Source organism: Pseudoalteromonas sp. 2CM39R, assembly GCF_023161845.1.
On the sequence record NZ_JALNTM010000008.1, the window covers coordinates 96,798 to 117,421 of the forward strand.

General features: G+C 41.6%; 24 protein-coding genes. 7 read left to right on the plus strand and 17 right to left on the minus strand.

Annotated features, from left to right (window positions below; genetic code table 11):
- Positions 1 to 34: 34 nt before the first annotated feature.
- The 3 genes from MTF66_RS18475 to MTF66_RS18485 all read left to right on the plus strand — a co-directional run bounded on the left by MTF66_RS18475 (position 35) and on the right by MTF66_RS18485 (position 2,136).
- A complete protein-coding gene (locus MTF66_RS18475) occupies positions 35 to 1,186 on the plus strand; it encodes a chorismate mutase (RefSeq protein WP_248527817.1) in 1,152 nt (383 codons plus the stop codon).
- Positions 1,187 to 1,315: 129 nt separating this feature from the next.
- Positions 1,316 to 1,834, plus strand: a complete 519-nt coding sequence (dsbB, locus tag MTF66_RS18480; RefSeq protein ID WP_054562151.1) for a disulfide bond formation protein DsbB — start codon at positions 1,316 to 1,318, stop codon at positions 1,832 to 1,834.
- Entirely contained in the window at positions 1,834 to 2,136 is a 303-nt protein-coding gene (locus MTF66_RS18485; protein WP_055197970.1) for a DUF6170 family protein, read from the plus strand. Before dsbB ends, MTF66_RS18485 begins: the two co-directional genes overlap by 1 nt.
- A gap of 28 nt (positions 2,137 to 2,164) precedes the next feature.
- On the opposite strand, the gene MTF66_RS18490 is transcribed toward MTF66_RS18485, so the two are convergent.
- Positions 2,165 to 2,458: a helix-hairpin-helix domain-containing protein gene (locus tag MTF66_RS18490; RefSeq protein ID WP_248527820.1), complete on the minus strand. Its 294-nt coding sequence runs from the start codon at positions 2,456 to 2,458 to the stop codon at positions 2,165 to 2,167.
- A gap of 246 nt (positions 2,459 to 2,704) precedes the next feature.
- Here MTF66_RS18490 and MTF66_RS18495 point away from each other — a divergent pair, with 246 nt between their 5' ends.
- Entirely contained in the window at positions 2,705 to 3,007 is a 303-nt protein-coding gene (locus MTF66_RS18495) for a YebG family protein (RefSeq protein WP_058586530.1), read from the plus strand.
- A gap of 62 nt (positions 3,008 to 3,069) precedes the next feature.
- On the opposite strand, the gene putP is transcribed toward MTF66_RS18495, so the two are convergent.
- Complete coding sequence (putP, locus tag MTF66_RS18500; RefSeq protein WP_248527822.1) at positions 3,070 to 4,581, minus strand: sodium/proline symporter PutP; 1,512 nt, start codon at positions 4,579 to 4,581, stop codon at positions 3,070 to 3,072.
- A gap of 371 nt (positions 4,582 to 4,952) precedes the next feature.
- Between putP and MTF66_RS18505 the strand changes: the two genes are divergently transcribed.
- Positions 4,953 to 6,176, plus strand: a complete 1,224-nt coding sequence (locus MTF66_RS18505) for an EAL and HDOD domain-containing protein (protein ID WP_248527825.1) — start codon at positions 4,953 to 4,955, stop codon at positions 6,174 to 6,176.
- A 59-nt stretch (positions 6,177 to 6,235) separates the two neighbouring features.
- On the opposite strand, the gene MTF66_RS18510 is transcribed toward MTF66_RS18505, so the two are convergent.
- The 10 genes from MTF66_RS18510 to ccmA are packed head-to-tail and all read right to left on the minus strand — an operon-like array spanning position 6,236 to position 13,951.
- Entirely contained in the window at positions 6,236 to 6,967 is a 732-nt protein-coding gene (locus MTF66_RS18510; protein ID WP_248527827.1) for a VacJ family lipoprotein, read from the minus strand.
- 9 nt (positions 6,968 to 6,976) lie between these two features.
- Positions 6,977 to 8,239, minus strand: coding sequence for a c-type cytochrome biogenesis protein CcmI (gene ccmI, locus MTF66_RS18515; protein WP_248527829.1), 1,263 nt, complete (start codon positions 8,237 to 8,239; stop codon positions 6,977 to 6,979).
- Positions 8,240 to 8,701 carry a cytochrome c-type biogenesis protein gene (locus MTF66_RS18520; protein WP_248527831.1) on the minus strand — a complete coding sequence of 154 codons (462 nt, stop codon included), beginning with the start codon at positions 8,699 to 8,701 and terminating at the stop codon, positions 8,240 to 8,242.
- Complete coding sequence (locus MTF66_RS18525; protein WP_248527833.1) at positions 8,701 to 9,270, minus strand: DsbE family thiol:disulfide interchange protein; 570 nt, start codon at positions 9,268 to 9,270, stop codon at positions 8,701 to 8,703. The genes MTF66_RS18520 and MTF66_RS18525 overlap by 1 nt, the downstream gene beginning before the upstream one ends.
- Positions 9,267 to 11,222 (minus strand): heme lyase CcmF/NrfE family subunit, encoded by a 1,956-nt coding sequence (locus MTF66_RS18530; RefSeq protein ID WP_248527835.1) that lies wholly within the window; start codon positions 11,220 to 11,222, stop codon positions 9,267 to 9,269. Before MTF66_RS18530 ends, MTF66_RS18525 begins: the two co-directional genes overlap by 4 nt.
- Position 11,223: 1 nt before the next feature.
- A complete protein-coding gene (gene ccmE / locus MTF66_RS18535; protein ID WP_054562161.1) occupies positions 11,224 to 11,703 on the minus strand; it encodes a cytochrome c maturation protein CcmE in 480 nt (159 codons plus the stop codon).
- The gene (ccmD, locus tag MTF66_RS18540; protein ID WP_054553244.1) at positions 11,700 to 11,903 is read right to left on the minus strand and encodes a heme exporter protein CcmD; all 204 of its coding nucleotides are present in this window, start codon (positions 11,901 to 11,903) and stop codon (positions 11,700 to 11,702) included. The genes ccmE and ccmD overlap by 4 nt, the downstream gene beginning before the upstream one ends.
- 2 nt (positions 11,904 to 11,905) lie before the next feature.
- Positions 11,906 to 12,643, minus strand: coding sequence for a heme ABC transporter permease (locus tag MTF66_RS18545; RefSeq protein WP_054553245.1), 738 nt, complete (start codon positions 12,641 to 12,643; stop codon positions 11,906 to 11,908).
- A gap of 1 nt (position 12,644) precedes the next feature.
- A complete protein-coding gene (gene ccmB / locus MTF66_RS18550; protein WP_054553246.1) occupies positions 12,645 to 13,331 on the minus strand; it encodes a heme exporter protein CcmB in 687 nt (228 codons plus the stop codon).
- On the minus strand, positions 13,331 to 13,951 hold the full coding sequence (ccmA, locus tag MTF66_RS18555) for a cytochrome c biogenesis heme-transporting ATPase CcmA (RefSeq protein ID WP_248527836.1): 621 nt from the start codon (positions 13,949 to 13,951) through the stop codon (positions 13,331 to 13,333). Before ccmA ends, ccmB begins: the two co-directional genes overlap by 1 nt.
- Positions 13,952 to 14,053: 102 nt before the next feature.
- Here ccmA and MTF66_RS18560 point away from each other — a divergent pair, with 102 nt between their 5' ends.
- Both MTF66_RS18560 and MTF66_RS18565 read left to right on the plus strand, forming a co-directional pair.
- Complete coding sequence (locus MTF66_RS18560) at positions 14,054 to 16,837, plus strand: flagellar hook-length control protein FliK (protein WP_248527838.1); 2,784 nt, start codon at positions 14,054 to 14,056, stop codon at positions 16,835 to 16,837.
- Positions 16,838 to 16,842: 5 nt separating this feature from the next.
- On the plus strand, positions 16,843 to 17,151 hold the full coding sequence (locus tag MTF66_RS18565; protein ID WP_058586377.1) for an EscU/YscU/HrcU family type III secretion system export apparatus switch protein: 309 nt from the start codon (positions 16,843 to 16,845) through the stop codon (positions 17,149 to 17,151).
- Between the two features lie 30 nt (positions 17,152 to 17,181).
- On the opposite strand, the gene MTF66_RS18570 is transcribed toward MTF66_RS18565, so the two are convergent.
- Genes MTF66_RS18570 through MTF66_RS18590 form a run of 5 tightly spaced genes read right to left on the minus strand, consistent with a single transcriptional unit; the run spans position 17,182 to position 20,623 of the window.
- Positions 17,182 to 17,586 (minus strand): DUF2802 domain-containing protein, encoded by a 405-nt coding sequence (locus tag MTF66_RS18570; RefSeq protein ID WP_248527840.1) that lies wholly within the window; start codon positions 17,584 to 17,586, stop codon positions 17,182 to 17,184.
- 15 nt (positions 17,587 to 17,601) lie between these two features.
- Positions 17,602 to 18,099, minus strand: a complete 498-nt coding sequence (locus MTF66_RS18575) for a chemotaxis protein CheW (RefSeq protein WP_058586379.1) — start codon at positions 18,097 to 18,099, stop codon at positions 17,602 to 17,604.
- A gap of 21 nt (positions 18,100 to 18,120) precedes the next feature.
- Positions 18,121 to 18,879: a chemotaxis protein CheW gene (locus MTF66_RS18580; protein WP_055020708.1), complete on the minus strand. Its 759-nt coding sequence runs from the start codon at positions 18,877 to 18,879 to the stop codon at positions 18,121 to 18,123.
- 2 nt (positions 18,880 to 18,881) lie between these two features.
- The gene (locus MTF66_RS18585) at positions 18,882 to 19,652 is read right to left on the minus strand and encodes a ParA family protein (protein ID WP_248527844.1); all 771 of its coding nucleotides are present in this window, start codon (positions 19,650 to 19,652) and stop codon (positions 18,882 to 18,884) included.
- 11 nt (positions 19,653 to 19,663) lie between these two features.
- Positions 19,664 to 20,623: a flagellar motor protein MotB gene (locus MTF66_RS18590; RefSeq protein WP_054562169.1), complete on the minus strand. Its 960-nt coding sequence runs from the start codon at positions 20,621 to 20,623 to the stop codon at positions 19,664 to 19,666.
- Position 20,624 lies beyond the last annotated feature (1 nt).

The window sequence follows — 20,624 nt, forward strand, 5'->3', positions numbered from 1 at the left end:
TGTTTGTGCACTGTTTTGGAATGAGGAAACCAACATGAGCATTGATACATTAAATGCGTTACGACACGATATTAATGAAATAGATTCCGACTTATTGGTGTTACTGGCTAAAAGACGCCGTATTAGCCACAGCGTAGTTGAATATAAAATTGCCAATAACAAACCAATTCGCGATGAAGCCCGCGAACAAGCATTACTCGAAAAGCTTATTAATTATGGTAAGTCGCTAGGTCTAGATGCGTACTACATCAATAATGTGTTCCAAACTATTCTTGAAGATTCTGTTTTGAATCAACAAGCAATGCTACAAAAGAATCTAAACCCTGAAGCAATGAGCGAAAGTCATCGTGTTGCATATTTAGGTGGTCAAGGCTCTTATAGCCAATTAGCCTGTCATAAATATTTTAGCCGTCGCCCAGGTAAGCTGATTGAGATGGGCTGTTCGAGCTTTGATCAAATCACTGGTAAAGTTGAAAGTGGCCAAGCTGATTTCGGCTTACTGCCAATTGAAAACACCAGCTCAGGTAGTATCAATGAAGTGTTCGATTTATTACAACATGCACAAGTATCAATTGTCGGTGAGGTCACTCACAGCGTTGAGCACTGTTTATTAGCAACGCCAGGTACTGAGCTTTCTCACATTAATAAAATCTTTGCTCACCCACAGCCTTTTGCTCAATGTAGCCGCTTCATTCAGGGTTTAGGTGATATTCAACATGAAACCTGTGACTCAACCTTCCATGCATTACAATCAGCGGTTGAAACTACAAACAGCGCCGCTATCGGCTCAGCACAAGCAGGTAAAAATGTAGGTTTAGAAGTCGTTAAATCAGGCCTAGCAAACCAAAGCGAAAACCATAGCCGCTTCATTGTCGTCGCGCGTAACCCGTTGCAAGTATCTAAGCAAATTCCAACAAAAACCAGTTTGATTATGGCGACCAAACAACAAGCGGGTTCATTGGCTGATGCCTTGATGATTTTTAAACAACATCAAATTAACCTAGTAAAATTGGAATCTCGTCCAGTACCAGGAAACCCATGGGAAGAGGTGTTTTATGTTGACCTTGAAGCAAACCTTGATGACTTACATGTTAAGCAAGCGCTTGAAGAGCTAAAAGAACACACCCAATACACCCGTGTATTAGGCTGCTATCAAAGTGAGTCTTTGCAAGCTGTTAGTGTGTAACAGCCAGCCTAGATATGATTAATAAAGAGGAGCCAGTCGGCTCCTTTTTCGTATAATTTCATCTTAGATACTTGCACCCACAGCCCTGTCTAAGCATAATCTTGAAAACAATTTGAAATTGGAACTTTCATGAATTGGTTAGCAGAATTAGCAACTAAAAGAACACCTTGGTTATTATTAGCCGTTATTTCCCTCGCATTTGAAATCACTGCGTTATTTTTTCAATACAACATGGGCCTTGAGCCATGCATCATGTGTATATATCAACGTACCGCTGTTTTAGGCTTACTTGCAGCGGGTGTGATTGGTGCAATTAACCCACAAAATATGGTTGTTCGCTTAGTCGCATTTGCCACTTGGGGTGTCTCTGCAATTTGGGGTTACTTTATTGCCAAAGAACACATTGCAATGCAAAACAATACTGACCCTTTTGCATTTAGCTGTGCATTTGAACCTAACTTCCCAAGTTTTATGCCTTTGCATGAATGGATCCCTAGCTTCTTTGCCGCTACTGGCGATTGCGGAAATATCGATTGGCAGTTTGCTTCTATGAGTATGCCAGCATGGATGGAAGTGATTTTTGCAGCATTTTCAGTGGTATTTGTGGCTGTTTTAGTTAGCCGATTAGTGAGCAAAAAGTCGCTATAATGATTTATTTTTTTACTAGCCAAATCCCTGCTTTAAAAAGCTTTAAAGTAAGGCAACGCCAGCAAATTATAGCCCTTGCTTTGGCTCATTTAAGCCCGAGCAAAAAGATCATTTTATCAGTGTGTAAGCTTGCCTTTTTAGCGCCATTATTTTTAGGCTTGGCCTACTTTGAAGGCTGGATGCTTATTCCTTGGTTGTTGTTAGCGGGCTTAAGTTACCCACTCATCACAACACCTATCGAAAACATGTTCGCATTAGCGCATTTAGACAAAGCTATCGATGAATTTAAACAGGGCGAATAACGCCCTGTTTAGGTGTATAGCCCGCTATTTATAATGTAATTTTTCCCTCAAGTTTAGCAAATAGCTTATCGCCAATTCCTTTTACTTCTTTTAATTGCTCTACCGACTTAAACAGACCTTGCTTTTTACGGTGCTCAACAATCGCTTTAGCTTTTGACTCTCCAATACCCGGTAATTGAGTAAGTTGATCTATGCTGGCTTTGTTTATACTGAGCTTTTGCATTTTAACTTGTGTTGCTTCGGTTGGTTTAACGGCGAATGCCGATGTAGCAGGTAGTAACGCAATGCTTGTGGCAAGTAAAATACTTGATAATAATTTCATAATTTCCTCCATGATGTCCATCTTGGACAGGTAGTTAGCTATTACCCAACACTCACTCCATCGCTTGTGTTTAACTTTGGGTAACAATTTAAATAAAGCTAATGTCCCTATTATTGTCAAATTTGCTGAATAAAATTTTTCTCAAGTTACTTGCAAAGTAAGCCCCGAAGCATTACTGTATATAAAAACAGTAATCAAGGTGGCGATATTACGCTGCAAATGCCACGCTTAAATGCAGGAGAAATCATGGCTGTTGTTGTTAAATATGTTGTAGAAAGAAACGGAGTCGAGCGCATGACGTTTACTACTAAGAAAGAAGCTGATGCGTATGACAAAATGCTCGACATTGCTGAGTCATTAGAACTAATGCTTGAAAAAGTTGATGTACCATTAAGCGAGCAACAAATTGAGTCACTGGCGCTTGAAATGGCAAAAGAAAAAGACCAATTTATGGCGGTACTTAAAGGTGCAAAAGACGCCCCAGCTAAGCCTAAAAAAGCAAAGTCAGGCGACAACGTTGCTGATATAAAAGAAAAAGCGGCAAGCTAAACGCAAATTTAGATCATAAAAAAGGGCAACAGATGTTGCCCTTTTTTGTGTTTAATCAAAAACTACAGTGACGACTCAACTTCATCAAATAAGTCTGTAATTTCTTTTTTCGGCTCAGCAGTTGTAAGGCTAACAACAACAATAGCAATTGTTGATAAAATAAAGCCTGGGACAATCTCATAAATAATTGCACTTAATGCTTGGCCATCAATTGTAATTGGCGCGTAAATCCAAAACAGCACTGTTGCAGCACCAACAACCATACCACTAATAGCACCTTGTAAGTTCATACGCTTCCAGTAAAGGCTCAGTAATACGAGTGGACCAAATGCAGCACCAAAACCTGCCCATGCATTACTCACTAAATCTAAGATAGAGCTATCGCGGTCATAGGCTAAGTAAATAGCAAATAGAGCCACCAAAATAACACTAATACGACCAACTAAAACCAGCTCTTTTTGAGATGCACTACGGTTTAAGTAAATCTTATAAAAATCTTCGGTTAGTGAGCTTGAACAAACTAATAACTGTGATGAAATAGTACTCATAATCGCCGCTAAAATAGCTGCCAATAAGAAGCCGGCAATTAAAGGGTGGAAGATAAGCTCAGACAAAACTAGGAAAACCGTTTCTTTATCATCAATTGGCATTTGGTTTTCAAGCATATATGCAGCACCAAATAGGCCTGTTAGCACAGCACCAATAGCTGAAAGCGTCATCCACGACATACCCACACGGCGCATAGTCGGCATATCTTTCACAGAGCGCACAGACATAAAACGCACAATAATATGTGGTTGACCAAAATAACCAAGGCCCCATGCCATTGCAGAAATAATCGCTATCGTTGAACCACCTGCAAACCAATCCATCATATTAAGTGCATGAATTTCTGATTCTTTTGGTGAGCTTAATAATAAGTCATAGCGTGCATTTGCAAGTGTTTCCATAACTGGCTGATCAAGCATGGTAAACGTTGCAATTGGCACAGCCAGCAACGAGATAAACATGATACAGCCTTGTACAAAGTCAGTCAGGCTCACTGCTAAGAAGCCACCAAACAAGGTATATAACACGACGACACCGGTTGTGATGTACAGACCCATTTCGTAGCTCATATTAAATGAGTTTTCGAACAACTTGCCGCCTGCAACAACACCTGATGAGGTATACAAGGTGAAGAAAACAATGATTACAATCGCAGATATAACACGCAGAATATTTTTATTATCATCAAAGCGGTTCGCGAAGTAATCTGGAATGGTGATTGAGTCATTCGCCTTTTCTGTGTAAACACGTAAACGAGGCGCGACTAGGAAGTAGTTAGCCCAAGCACCGAGCACTAGACCTATGGCAATCCAAACCTTGCTTAAACCAAACAAATACATTGCACCCGGTAGACCCATTAGCAGCCAACCACTCATGTCTGATGCGCCAGCTGAAAGCGCAGCAACACTTGGTGATAAATTACGACCACCTAGCATATAGCCTGATACATCGTCGGTAGATTGCTTATAAGCATACAGCCCAATCCCCAGCATGACGATGAAGTACATTGCTAACGAAATTATCATTCCTGTTTCCAAATTAGCCTCCAAAAGTTGTTTAATGTTGGCTTTTAATCCGAATAATGACTCGCAAGTTATTTAATTTTAAGACATTATTGGGGTAAAAACCGATATCACTCATGACTATAACATGCTTCCCCCCTTCAACTCCAATCAAGCAGCTCAATGACAGGGTTTACAATTTCAACCTTTTCATAACAAAAATATGATATTTAATCGCAAGTTATAGAATTCAATTGCAATTTATCCTAGTCTTAAGATCAGAATAAAATCAGTATTTATCCTCAAATACTCGCATTTAATTAATGCTATTTCAGGCACAATGACATATATTGCTGATGGATAAATGAATTAACCGAAGTGGACATGCCAGGACTATGTATTTTTACGCTGCACGCCAACCTATTTTAGATAAGGAAAAGAAACTTGTCGGCTACGAACTCCTGTTTAGGGATGGCGTAGATAACGTGTTTCCAGATATTGATGGCGATGAAGCAACATCACGACTCATTGAAGGTAGTCAGTTCAATTTTGGTTTAGAAGATTTAACGGATAACAAACCAGCTTACATTAATTTCACTTTAGAGACACTCCAAAAAGGCTACCCTTTATTACTGGGTAAAGAACAAGTCGTTGTCGAAATTCTTGAAACTATTCAACCAGGTAAACGTTTACTTGCTCTGGTTAAAGATTTAAAAGAGCGTGGTTACACACTGGCCCTTGATGATTACATTCATCAACCTGTGTGGCGTCATTTTTATCCGTATATCGATATGATCAAAATTGACTTTTTAACCACAGACAAAGAGTCGATTGAAGCGGTTATTGAAGCGATAAAACCTCACCCGCACATCAAGTTGCTTGCCGAAAAAGTCGAAACTTACGAGAAGTACCAACTTGCTCTAGAAATGGGCTTTAGTTACTTTCAAGGCTTCTTCTTTTCAAAACCTGAGATGGTTCAAAGCAAAACCTTACCGCCCTCAGAGATGGCCCTTGCCGAGCTATTGTATGAAACGTCAAGCATGGATTTAAACCTCAAAAAAATCACTGAGGTATTCGAGCGTGATGTTAACTTATCTTACAAACTGCTTCGCTACTCTAATTCAGCTGCTTTTAAACGTCGCGCCGAAATCAGCACGATTAAACAAGCACTTATTGTTTTAGGTAGTGAAGAAATCAAACGTTTCTTGTCGCTGTTATTTGCAGCTCAAGTATCTGCAGATAAACCTGCTGAACTGATCCGCCTGTCGCTAACCCGAGCTCGTTTTGCTGAATTACTGGCAATTAGTCATGGTAAATTACGCGATACAGGTATGGCTTTCTTAACAGGCATGATGTCATTAATGGATGCTATCTTAGATGAAGATATGCCAAGCGTTATGAATAAGTTACCGCTGACCAACGAAATTAAAGACGCTCTTCTTAAAGATGAAGGCTTACTCGCTACCTATCTAAACCTTGTAAAATTCTATGAGCAAGCAAATTGGGAAAAAGCGAAAGAAATCCAACAACAGTTGGGCCTTAAGCCAGAAGAAGTACCAGACGCTTACCACGACGCATTAAGTTGGTCTAATGACCAAATGAGTGTGTTTGGAGACTGATGAGTATTAATCTATTAATGATATAAAAAATGCCAGCAATTGCTGGCATTTTTTATGATTTAAAGATTCTCTAAAAAGTCTTCGTCAAAATCATCCGTTTCTTTTTCAACTGGCGGATTACCATCATGTAGTTCATATAATTGACGCTGGAAGTAAATATCCTTCATGAAGATATAAGGGTCTAGCGACTCATTTAATAGGCTCTCTTGTGGCATTAATGAAGCACGGGCTTCAACCGCTTTCAGCGCAAACACCAAAATAGTCTGCGGTGTTGTTAACGTGATTTCAGGTAACACAAAGTTATCTACCACATCACCTGTTAGGTTTCGTGCTGTACTTGGCCCCATACCTGGGATCATCAAATAAGCACCATCTCCTACACCCCATACACCTAAGGTTTGACCAAAGTCTTCATCGACAATTTCTAAACCCAGCGATGAAGCGACATCAAAAAAGCCGAGTAAACCTACCGTAGAGTTCACTAAAAAGCGCGCTAGGCTAATACCCATATTACCAGGTTTACCTTGCAGGCCAGCATTGACCATATCCGTTGGTGCAGTGATGTTATCGGTAAAATTAACAATGCTACGTCTTACCGGTGTTGGCGTTACTGTAACGTAGCCAACGGCTGCTGGGCGAAGAATATAAGCATCAAGCACGTCCATATTAAAATCATACATAGGACGATTAAACGACTGTAATGGGTCTCGCTCATCCGCTTTTTCTTCAGGTATTTGTGCGCATCCTGCAAGCACTACAAAAAAGATAAAAAATATACTGTGCCTAAACATCGGCTATCCTTAAGGTATTAACTCATTAATTAGCAACGAATATTCTTTTACGTTTGCACGCTCTAAAACATCCGACTTGCCTTCCAACTCGCCGCTAGAAGTTACCACAGTTGCATCTTTTGATAAACGCGCAGTTAAAATAATTTTATCGACACTTGATAGGTTCAAGCCTTCTACCATGGCATTGCTATCACTCAACGTCACGGTTAGCGGAAAGCTATATTCGGTCATTTTTACCACAGCTAATGGCATTTGTGGACCACTGGCTGCTTTTGCAAAAACAAATAACGTGCCGTTTTGTGGCTGCGAGTCTGCAAGTGCTGAGTCTAAATCAACCGTGATGCTAATTTCACTGTTTGAAGCTTCTGCGAGTTTTGTATTTGTAACTTGCTGCTCATTATTTAAATGGGCATCAATTTCAGCAATTCGCTCTGCAATCATGCTATAACGCGGGTCGTTTTGCTCCATACTTGCAAGCAGTACTTCAAACGCCGTTTTTGCTTGCAGCCAATCTTTACGCTCATAAGCAATCAAGGCTAGCAATGAGATAGCATCAATATTGGTCGGCTCTGCTTTTAACACTCGCGATAACATAGTCGCCGCACGAGACATATTCGCATCACTGCCTTCCATTAGCAGGACTTGCGAGTAGCTGATCAGCACTTGCTTGTTATCTGGGTTCATTTTAAGAACCTTATCAAATGACTGCATTGCCATATCAAATTCATTTAATGACATAGCAACACGACCTAGCAGCATCCACGCCACTTCATCATCACCACTTTGATCAAGCTTGGTACGCAATGCTAAAGCAAATGCTTGCAGCTCATTCGGTGTTAACGGCTCACCATCTTGCATTACGGCACGTTCACCATACGACTTAAGGTTTGCCATCGCGTCATGCCAGCCTTTTATTTGCTGCTGACTGCCCGTATAACCATAAAAAATAGCCGTTAAAACAATTAAAAAGCCAGCGCCAGTAAGCGCAAAAATACGGTTGTTACCTTTACTATTTAGCGCTTTTTCCGGAGACAGCTCATTGAGTAAACGGCGCTTTTGTTCGATAACTGACTCATCGTGCATTTGTGCATCAATACGCTGGTTATCTAAGTCAGCTTTAAGCTCGTTTAAACGTTGATGATAAATTCGGATTAACTCCGAGTTTGCATTGTGATCAAGGCGTTGAATACGTTCGCGTTTAAAAAACGGAACGACAACAAATAGCAATGCAACCAGTGTGAGTAAAACAAAAGAAGCCCACATTAATGCCATCTAGCTTTGCTCCTGACGTTGATTTTGTTCAATTAACTTTGCAAGTAGTGCCTCGTCTTGCTCTGTCCATGTTTGTTTTACAGATGCCTTACGTTGGCGTAAAACAATAAAGCCAAAGCCAAGTACCACAATTAATACTGGCAATACCCATAACACTAAGGTTGCTGGTGTTACGGGTGGATCGTAATGTACGAAGTAACCGTAACGGTCAATCATATAATCGATGACTTCATCTTTGCTTTTGCCATCTTTTACCAGCGTTAACACTTTGTCACGTAAGTCTTTGGCTACAACGGCGTCTGAGTCAGCAATGTTCTGGTTTTGACATTTAGGGCAACGCAGCTCTTTGGTAAGTTCACTAAAGCGCACAGCCTGCTCTTTATCATCAAATTGATATTTGTCTTGCTCTGCAAATGCGCTGTACGTGATAAGCAAACTTGCTAAAAAAATCACGAGTCTCATTACTGTAACTCCTGCATTAACGGTGCGAATTTGGCTCGCCACACACGTGGATTAATATCGCCGGTATGGTGCAGCAAAATAGTGCCTTGTTTATCTACTAAGAAGGTTTCTGGCGCGCCAGACACACCTAAATCAAGGGCTAATGTGCGTTTTAAATCTAAGATATTAAATTGATATGGGTCGCCAGCACGATTAAGCATGCTAGTGACGTCATCGCGTAATGCGTTAATATCAAACTGACCATCAAAGTCAGGGTCGTAGCCTTGCTCGTAGTATAAGCCAACAATCTTAACGCCCTGCTCTCTAAGCTCAGTTAAATAGCCTAATTCAGCTAAACAGGTCGGGCACCATGTGCCCCATACATTAAGTAGGTAAACTTCACCTTTTAAATCTGCATCAGTCCAACGCTTTGACTCATCCATCAAATCTGGCAGGTTAAAAGCTGGCATAGCCTGCCCAATACGCCCTGTTTGCAGCTCACGTGGGTTAGCAAACAAACCTTGATATAAAAATACACACAGTAAAACGAAAACCAGTAAAGGTGCTAGTGCGAGTAGTTTACGGTTCATGCTGAAGCCTCCTGCTTAGTCGATTTTTGGCGGTAGCGTTTATCACCAAGTACTAAAAAGCCTGCCAGTGAAATCAAGATACCACCGAGCCACATCCAACGAACATAAGGCTTATGGTAAATACGTAACGACCACGCACCTTGGCTTAATTGCTCACCTAGCGCTAGATATAAGTCACGTGTGAAGCCTGCATCAACAGCCGCTTCAGTCATAAACTGCATACCGATGTCATAACGGCGTTTTTCAGCATGTAAAACGGTTACTTGTTTATCGTTTTTCAGCACAGTGACAACCCCAGCATGACCGCTATAGTTTGCGCCGCGAATAGACTTAACACCATCAAAACGATACTGGTATTCATTTAACGCCACAGTGTCACCCGGCTTCATTGATACATCACGCTCTACTGAGTAAGCAGAGGTTAGCGTTACACCTGCAATCACAAATGCTAAACCAACGTGACCTAAAACCATCGCCCAATAACTTAGCCCTAAACGTTTAAAGCCTTCGCCTAAGGTTTTGTGAATAGTTACTTTTGCTGCTAAATCAACAACTGTAGTAACAACAATCCATACCGCTAGCGTAGTTGCAATAAAGGTAATTGGCGCAATTACGTCATAGCTTGAATATAACCACGCTGCCGTAGCCACGAGACTAACTACAGCCGATAGTGCAAACTTGTTTTGTAACATCGACCATTTATTTTGTTTCCAACGTAACAGCGGACCCATCCCCATTAGAATGGCAAACGGTACCAGTAAAATAGCAAACATCTTGTTGAAGAACGGCTCACCAATCGAAATGCTGCCTAAGCCAAGTTCTTTGTGGATCATTGGCAGTAATGTACCTAGCAATACAATCAGCGTTGCCACAACTAAGAAAATATTATTTAACCAAAGCGCTACTTCACGTGATGCAAACTTATAACGGCCCTCACTTTTCACCTGCGAAACACGCAGTGCATAAAGCGATAAACCACCACCAACTACAATGGCTAAGAAAGCTAAAATAAACATACCGCGGTTAGGATCTGAGGCAAAAGCATGCACAGATACAATGATACCCGAGCGAACAATAAAGGTACCCAGTAAGCTTAACGAGAATGCTGCAATAGCCAACAATACGGTCCACGACTTAAATACACCACGCTTTTCGGTGGTTGATAATGAGTGCAGCAATGCGGTTGCCACAAGCCATGGCATTAATGATGCGTTTTCAACTGGATCCCAGAACCACCAGCCACCCCAGCCAAGTTCTGAGTATGCCCACCAACTACCAATGGTAATACCAAGTGTTAAAAAGCCCCATGCTGTCATAGTCCAAGGACGAGACCACTTAGCCCAGGTATTATCAAGCTTTCCTGTAAGTAATGCTGCAATCGCAAATGAGAACGACACAGATAAACCCACATAGCCCATGTAAAGCAATGGCGGGTGAATAATCATACCAGGGTCTTGCAATAACGGATTTAAATCGCGACCTTCAACAGGGAAATAAGGCAATAAGCGCTCAAATGGGCTCGACATTAACAAGGTGTAAAGCATAAAGCCAACACCTAAAAAGCCTAGTACACCAAGTACACGAGCACGTAATACCCAAGGTAATGATTGCGAACGCATAGCAACAACGCCAGTCCAACCCGCTTGCATTACTAACCAGAGTAAAATTGCCCCTTCATGGCCACCCCATGTCGAGGTTATTTTGTAGTACCAAGGTAAGGTGCTACTTGAGTGATAAGCAACATACGAAACAGTAAAGTCGTCGGTTAAACTGGCATAAACAAGTGCAGCAAAAGACAAAAGTACAAATACGAATTGTCCAATTGCCAGTGATGGGGCTGCACGCATTAAACGTAAATTGCCGGTATGCGCGCCCCACAAAGGAAAAATACACAATAGAACACTGAGCACCATGGCCAGTGTTAAAGAAAAATAACCGAGTTCTGGGATCATATTAATTGCCGTTATCTAAGTTATACGTCGGTTTTTCGTGCTTGATACCCTTCACAGCTTCAGCAACTTCTGCAGGCATGTACTCTTCATCATGCTTTGCAAGTACTTCAAAGGCATCAATTTCATTGGCTTTAACTAACACGCCCTGCGCCACAATCCCTTGGCCTTCACGGAATAAGTCCGGCAAAATCCCTTGATAATTAATTGTCACCATAGGGCCTTTATCGATCAGTTTAAAGCTTACCTTTAAGCTTGATTCGTCACGAACAACTGAGCCAGGTACAACCATGCCGCCAATACGTAGCTTCTGACCAATATGCGGTTTTTCTTTGTTTGGTCCTTTACCCTCAACAAGTTCACTTGGGGTATAGAATAAATTGATGTTTTCTTGCAGTGCGTACAGCACTAAACCAATCGTTGCACCCACACCAAAAATAATGGCTACAACAGCTAATAAACGTTTTTTACGTCTTGGATTCATTGCCCTGCCTCTTGCTTCGCTTTCTTAATGCGCTCTTCACGTTGTGCTTGCTGCTTTACTGAAGAGAAAATACGTTTTGTATCGTTTAACGAACTAAATAAAATACCGAGTAAAATTAATGCACAGCTACCAAAAGACAACCATACATAAAAGCCATAGCCACCCATGGCAATAAAATCTGCAAAAGAATCAAACTGCATGATTAACCTCGCTCAACCATATCACGCACCCAAGGGCGATGCTTTTCACGTTGGAGAATTTCGTTTTTAAGACGAATTAACGTCACCACACCAACAAAACCTGCAAACGCAACAATGTTAACCATTAATGGCCAAAACATGCTTGGATCAATAGCTTTAGTATCAAACTTTGTAATGGTTGCACCTTGATGCAAGGTATTCCACCACTCCACCGAGAAGTGAATAATCGGTAAGTTGATAACCCCAACAATGGCTAAGATACAAGCAGCACGCCCCGCTGCTTTTTTATCTTCAAAAGCATGATAAAGCGATAACACACCAAGGTATAAAAATAACAGAATTAACTCAGAGGTAAGACGTGCATCCCACACCCACCATGCGCCCCACATAGGTTTACCCCATGCTGCACCGGTAATTAATGCTATCGCTGTCACACATGCCCCGACAGGTGCAATTGCAATCACTGCAAGTTCTGCATTACGTAATTGCCATACTAGTGCGATCACTGCTGCAATCGCCATAGAAGAGTAAGCGCCCATAGATAAAATAGCTGAAGGCACATGGATAAAAATAATTCGGTAGCTGTCTTTTTGTTGGTAATCGGCTGGGGCATAAGCAAGCCCCCAGACCCATCCAACAATCATACAAACCACCGTAACGACGGCGAAATAAGGCAGTAAGGTGTTACACAATTGGTAAGCACGATCTGCTTTTGCGTAGGGATGTAACCACTTCCACATATTAACTTACACTCACTTTCAATGCTGACGATATGGCAATTGGCGCCGCTATAATCGCTACGATTAGCATGGCACCAAGGATTGCAAGCTGTCCGCTATAGGCAAGCTCCATAGAGCTGGTATCAATAGCCGAGGTTGCAAAAATTAGTACAGGGATATACAAAGGCAAAACAAGTAAACTCATTAAAATGCCGCCTTTTTGTAGTCCCACAGTAAGTCCAGCGCCAATTGCGCCAATGAAGCTAAGCAATGGCGTACCTAACAATAAGGTCAGAACGGTTGCTAAAAGCGCTGAACTTTCTAAATTCAATAACAAAGCAAATACCGGGGTCATTAACACTAAAGGCAGCCCCGTGATCACCCAATGCGCTGCCACTTTTGCAAGGACAGTTAACGGTAATGGGTATGATGAAGCAATTAATTGCTCTAACGTTCCATCGTGATAATCATCACGAAATAGCTTATCTAGGCCTAACATGGTCGAGAGTAACGCAGCGACCCAAATAATGCCCGGCGCCATACGAGCAAGTAGACCGGGTTCAGGGCCAATTGCTAACGGAAAAAGTGTAATAACAATAAGAAAAAATAAGATAGGGTTAACGATTTCAGCACGCTGACGAAACGCTAATTTAAGATCTTTAGAAAAAACCGCAGAGAATAATTGCCAATACGAATGCTGTTTTACCATCAGTGGCGATACTCCAAAGTCACTGTTTGTAGGTCACTAAAATGTGTCGTTAAATCTTGGTGGGTAGTTAAAAGAATCGCGCCACCAGCATTTAGGTGCTCAACAAAGCGTTCTTGTAAAAATGCAACGCCGCTTTTATCAAGGGCCGTAAATGGCTCATCAAGGATCCATAGTTTTGCACTATTTAACCACAGCCTAACTAAAGCGACACGGCGCTGTTGCCCTGCTGACAACATACGAACAGGCACATCTTCAAGACCCACTAAGCCAATTTTAGCTAGGATCGGATACAAGTCTTGTTTACTATCGTAGCCATTAATTTTTAGCCAAAATGCGACATTCTCAAGGGCAGTAAGTTGTGTGTTTACCCCTGTTTTATGGCCGATGAATAATAACTCTTGTGCATATTCATCATAGTATTTTGTAATCGAGCGCTCTTGGAACAAAACATCGCCTTCATCCGCTATAGCGAAACCCGCGATAATACGCAATAATGATGTTTTGCCAGCCCCATTCGGACCAGCTAACTGCATAATTTGTCCCGATTTCAAGCTGAAATTAAGATCCGCAAACAAACAACGATCTTGCTTGATGCAGGTGACGGCCTTAATGTGTAACAAGATGACGATTCTCTATACCCAAAATTAGGCGTTAGTCTACCATAATGATAGGGTAATACGAATATTGCTTTAAAACGATTAACTTATATTTGATCTAAAATAATGAATAAACAAAGCCAGTTGACTCTCAGCACTCAGCTTAATCTAGACCCAAAAGCAATCAGCAGTGCATCACAGCAATCCCCTAATGATGCCTTAAAATTGCTGGCTGAGCAGAGCTTAACTGCCCGAAATATCGTGATTGGTAAGCAAAGCGTGCAAATGGACGTGCTAATCAATAACTCATGGCAAACACTGCGCTTATCAACAGAGCAAGAAAACCTCAAAACTGAGCGCTTTTTAGCGGCCAATATTCAATTAAGTAGTGATGGCAAACAGCTGACTATCACACCAGCACCGCTGACCATTACACTAGGTAAAAGCCAGCAGTTACAAGCACTACTGAACTTGCTAACGCAAGGGAGCGCAAATACAAATATGCCGCACCCAGCTCAGATTGCGCCAAGTAAACCTTTACTACAACTACCAGCATTAAAAGCTGAGTTTGCTCTTAACAATAGCCTGGTTGCTCTTTTAAAAGCTGAAACACCGCTTAAAGCCATTTTGCTGCCTGCTACCAACCAACAAAATAGCTTTAATTTAAACATTATTAATCGTTTTGGGGATTCACTCCATCAGCAAAGTGTTAGCCAACAAAAAGTAGCCGAGTTGGTGGCTAAGCTAACCCCTGAAATGAATTTAAAATTAGCTGGGCAACAAGTACAGTTAAGCGTTGCAAACAAGCAAAGTAATGAATTAACTTTACCGCTACCTACAATATCGCCAAAACAAGCTAAGCAAATTCAAGCGCAGTGGCAATTTCATCCTCATGCATTAAAACTAATCCCCCAGCAAGTTAAAAATACTATTGAACTTATAAATAAAGCACCTGTGCAACAAATACTGTTAAAGAACTCGCTATCAGAGACATTCAATCAAGCATTAAAAAGCCAAGCTGTTGAACCTAAGAGTACGTTGATAGCGCCATCGAGCAGCTCACATTCACCCATCAGCTCTTGGCTAAAAGACAGTTTTGCTGATTTAAAAACGCGAATTAGTGATGCAGTGCGCTATTTTGAAAAGCTCCCTGCTACCACCAAAGCGGCTGTTAACCAGTCAACGCATCCGCTGATTGAAAGCAAAAACACGATTAGCCAACTGGGCTTTAATGCTAATAAAATCAATATAGTAAAGTTTGCCACTATTCAACAAAGCGCGCCACAACAAACCGCCCCCCAAGCATCGCAAAAAACCAGTGGGCCAGTTACAGCTAATACGCCATTACCTGCGACTAAAAAGACAATGCCATTAACCGAAAGTCAGTCTACAAAGCAAATTAGCTTACCCTTGAGTTATAACAAGGCGGCACCATTAATACAGTTACTGCAACGGATAAAAGTCAGTTTAGAGCCGCTTGTTAGTGCACAAACTCAGGCGAGTCAAACAGCAACAAACAGTAGCAAAACACAACCACCGTTGCTGAGCACAGATAACACTTTGCAACAGGCACCTGCAGACAACAAAGCGGTTAGCGGCGCAGTTCCTGCCATGAAATCTGACAAACCAGCCACAGAGCAGCTCGCCCAAGCTAAAAGTAACCTTGCTAATTCAATAGTTAAAAACCCGAGTGAGCAGGTTACACAAACTAAACAAGCGACATTAAACTCAGCCCAAAATTCTACTGCTCAAAATGTAAAGCCAGATTTAAAAGGAGCACCTGCCCCTTTGCAACAACAAGCTGAGCAAGCTGTAAAAACAGTAGCTAAAAATCTTCTAGCAGCGCCTAATGAACAAATAAAACAAAATAATCTAGCGGCTCGAGCACCAGCTGAGCAAACAGCAGGGTTACAAAAAGTTGCCCTGCAGCAAACTAAATTACACGCTCCCTTTTTAGCAACAAAAGAACCAAACTTAGCTCAACCCTTATTGCCGATAAGGCCGATTGAGGCCACGCTGATTGCGAAGCTATTACCGCTTCCTGAAAGTAAATCTTTAGCAAGCACACCTCTACCGGTGCAATTAACAGAAAAACTTACAGCTCTGAGTGAGCAAAACACATCGTCTTCGGTAGATTTGAATCGACTCGTAAATCAAGCATTTAATCGCATGATCTCGAGTCAAAACATGCATCCTACTACGATTGAACGAGAGCTTTTAAGTATCCTCAGGCCAACAGCATTACCCAGCCAGACTCAGCAAGCGAGCTTTAGCCAAGGGTTAGAACAATTAGCTGTGGCTTCACTTGCCGCGCCAATTATTAATCAAGCACCAACCAACCTTAGTTTTAATAATCAAACAGGTCTTGATGCCTTACTGCAAGTGTTAGTGCCCAACTTTAAAGCCGTTAACGGTAATAAATTACTCGAGCAGCTACAGCAGCCTGCGATGCAAGCCATGGCGGCTGAAGCTTCACAACTAAAAAGCACTTTGACTCAGGTGCAAACAACACCTATCAATCAGCAACAAGATAACAGTGCTTTAGCGCAATTTTTCTTGCCGATGAAATTACCTCCTGAAACAGGGCAAACAGAAATCAGCTTAGGACAGTATAAAAAGCCAAGTAAAAATAAACTCGAAGCGAAAAATGTCTGGTTTGTGCGCTTGAATTTTGATTATGCACAGCTTGGCAAGTTACAAATTACCGCAGAGGTGATGGATAAAGCAGTTGATTGCCAGTTGCTCGCGTCTTCACAAGAAGTGACAGCGCTTGCTCACCCGCATTTAGAAACGCTGCGCCATAAACTAGCAGACCATGGTTTGAATGTAGGTGAGTTAAACTTGCAACAAGGGACATCAAGCCACCAAGCTTTTTATAAGTCCCATGCGATTATTAACATTAAGGTGTAATTTTTATGAGTGAACAAGCGATGCATAAATCAGCAATTGGCTTACTCTACGAAGCTGGTAGCTCGCCACGAGTAACCAGTAAAGGCTTTGGTGAATTGGCTGAAGAAATCGTCAAACTTGCTGAGCAAAAGGGTATTTTGATACACCAAGATGCTGACTTAGCACAAACCTTATCGCATCTTGAGTTAGGTGAAGAAATCCCGAAAGAGCTCTATTATGTCATTGCCGAGTTAATTGCTTTTTCGTACGTATTGCGGGGTAAATTTCCACCAGGTTGGCAAGACTTTCAAGGTAAGCTCAACATTCAAGCCTAGTGCTCAAATGCACTCAAATAAAAAAGCGCCTTATTGGGCGCCTTTTTGTTTATGAAGTGACATGAGTAGTTCAGCTTCGGCTCTGGGTAATTCGCATTCACGAATTATTTCTTCTAAATCAGCGCCTAGCTCAACCATTTTAACCGCTCGCGAATAAATTTTCGCATTCGGATCATCATATTTTTGTGCATCTTGTAGCTGTTCAAGCTCTTTACTTTTTTCTTCAACAGCAACAACACGTTTGCCAATACTCAGCATGCCAGCACGCATTTCAGCTACTTCACTGCGCAAAATACTCAACTGCTGTTGAGCTTCTTGCAGCTGCTTTTGCTTGGCTTGAACCGCCGCCGCTTGCTTATTGTTATTGACAAAAATAAGCCCCAAACACACTAATACAAGTAAGATTGAGGCACCAAACAAAGAGTATAACAGCATATAATTTCCAAACGCTTATAGTGCGCTTAGCTCGTCCCACTCTTCGTCATTTAATAATTTATTAAGATCAACCAAGATCAATAACTCACCATCACGGTTAGATACACCTTGGATAAACTTAGCACTTTCTTCTGTACCAATATTTGGCGCACTGTCAATTTCAGAGCTGCGTAGGTAAACCACTTCAGCAACACTGTCGACTAAAATACCGATCACTTGCTTTTCAGCTTCAATGATAACGATACGAGAATTATCAGTGACCTCAGCACCCATTAAGCCAAAACGTGCACGAGTGTCGATAACAGTAACAACATTACCACGTAGGTTAATAATACCTAACACATAAGAAGGCGCACCTGGTACAGGAGCAATTTCGGTATAGCGAAGTACTTCTTGTACTTGCATTACGTTAATGCCGTACGTTTCTTCTTCAAGTTTAAAGGTTACCCACTGTAACACTTCATCGTTGCTATCAGCGTTTTTATTTGCTGACAGTAGTCTTTCTTCACTCATGCTATTACTCCGTAAAAATAGTTACTGCTCACGGCTGTCTAAGCCCTGCTCTAGCAATTGATTTAAATTTTCAACGTCAATCAAGGCGCACATTTTCTCTTTGATAACACCTGCAAGCCAAGGCCGCTTACCTGATTTTGCTCGCCATTTTACATCTTCTTTACGAAGCGTAATATTATTGACAAGCTTTTCAGCCAATAATCCCCATTGACTGTCACCTAAGGTGATTAAATACTGATAATCTAATGATTGTTCTAATTTTTCATCATACTTTTCTGGCATAACCCAACGTGCAGTATCAACAACATTTAGTTTTTCTTCACGGTTTAGCATTACACCTTTAAACCATTTAGGTTTACCAAATAATTGGTTAACCTCTGCCAGTTGATGAATTCCCCCTAATGCTTTTAACGGTACAGCAAGCGTTAACCCTGCAACCTCAAAGAATAATGCCTGAAATTCACCATCAAAATAGTCTTCTTGACGATCCGACGAGGTTTTTGCAACCAGTTCAGCTTTAGGTTCTGCGACTATATCTTTGATATTAGCTTGGTTCTCGGTTTTCTCAAGCTCTTTAGTCGGTTCAGGGGGTGGTAAAACAGGTTCTGGAGTAGGCTGAACGTCTGTCAGCTTTTCTTCTGTCTTAGTTTCAGGCTCTTTAACCTGCTCCAGCAGCTTTGCGACTGGCTCAAGATTTTGGTCTGTAGGCTCATCTTCACACAACAAAGCGCCCAAATATTGGGTCATCACTTTTTCATTGGCAAATAAATGCTTACTCATCTTTAACCTTGTGCAACTAAGTAATCAAGCAGGGCACGATAGGCAAAAACGCCTCGCGAACGCGGGCAAAATTGAATCGGCACTTGCTGTGCTAAACTAGCATCTCTAAACTTTGTATCGACAGGAACCACACCTGACCATACTTTATCTTTGTAATTATCCTGCAGAGTCTTGTAAGCTTCAAGTGATGCTTTAGTACGTTTATCGTACATTGTAGGAATAATTGTATATTGGTAATGTTTTGCTTGCGATGTTTGCATCAGCTCCATCGTACGCATCATACGATCAAGCCCTTTTAAGGCCAAAAATTCTGTTTGTACGGGCACTAAAATTCGCTCACTGGCTGCGAGAGCATTAACCATCAAAACACCCAAGACAGGCGGGCAATCAATAATTGCATAATCATAATGGTCGCTAATTTTGGCCAGTGCTTTTTTAAGTATTAAGCCCATGCCATTTTTATTGCCCATGCTTCTATCAAGCGTCGCGATTGCCATAGTCGCAGGTAAGATATCAAGGTTTTCAAGTGTTGATGGACATAGAGCCTGTAAAATTTCTTCACTGGCCATGTTATTGCCGCGCGCAAAGATATCGTACACGCTAACTTCTAAGTCTTCTGAATCGATACCAAAATAATAAGTCAATGACGCATGCGGATCGGTGTCAATAAGTAACACGCGTTTTCCTTGTAAAGCGAGAATACCAGCAAGGCTAACGGCTGTTGTTGTTTTCCCTACCCCACCTTTTTGATTCGCTACGGTCCAAACTTTCACATCACACCTTATTATTGTTCATTGCGCGTGGTAATCCTAATGCCACCATGTGGTAATTGAATCACTTTAATGCTGTTATCATCGCTTGGCAACTCAATTTCTGTCGTCTGTTGCGGTTGGTTTTGTGACTCTTGTTCAGTATTTTCTGGCTCTTTTGGCGGTAAACCATATTTAGACAATGCAACAACCACTTTGCGGTTTTCTGCGCGGCCTTGCTCAGTGTCATTACTTGCGAAGGGCGAATACTGCCCGTAGCCTTCAATAGCCATACGCGCAGGGTTAATGCCCAAGCTCTCAAGCTCAACCAGTACGGATGTAGCCCGCGCTACAGATAGCTCCCAGTTTGAGCGAAACATCTCATTACGAATACCTTCATTATCGGTATAACCACGCACGCGAATGTAATTATCAACCGGCGCGATAATGTCTTTCACTAAACCAACAACTTGCTTGGCACGCTGCTGTGCAACAGCACTGCCCGATGAAAACAACATACCTGAACTTAATTCGATGATAAGCCAATCTTGGTGAAGCTCTAAACTCGCTTCGCCATCACGAATTTCATCAATCAGTGCAGACTGTAATTTAGTCAGTAAGCTGTCGAGAGGCTTGCCAAGATGCTTTTTCTCAATATTGCTGGTTTCGCTTTGTCCATCGAGTAATTCAGGGCCCTGCTCATCTTTACGAATGCTCTCACCGTATAGAATGTCGTTCTCAGGACTAACTCTGTCAGTTAATATGCCTGTGCCGTTAACCCCAGTGCCAACCTGTTGTTGCTGACGAGCTGATTTTTCGAACACCTGCTCCAGTGAGTCTGAGAGAATTTGAAAGTCTTCATTTTTACTAATTGCGATAGCATACATGACCACAAAAAAAGCAAACATGATGGTCATGTAATCGGCATAAGAGACAAGCCAGCGCTCAGTATGTTGGTTTTTTGACGTGTTATGACGCAGACGACGGCGCATCATA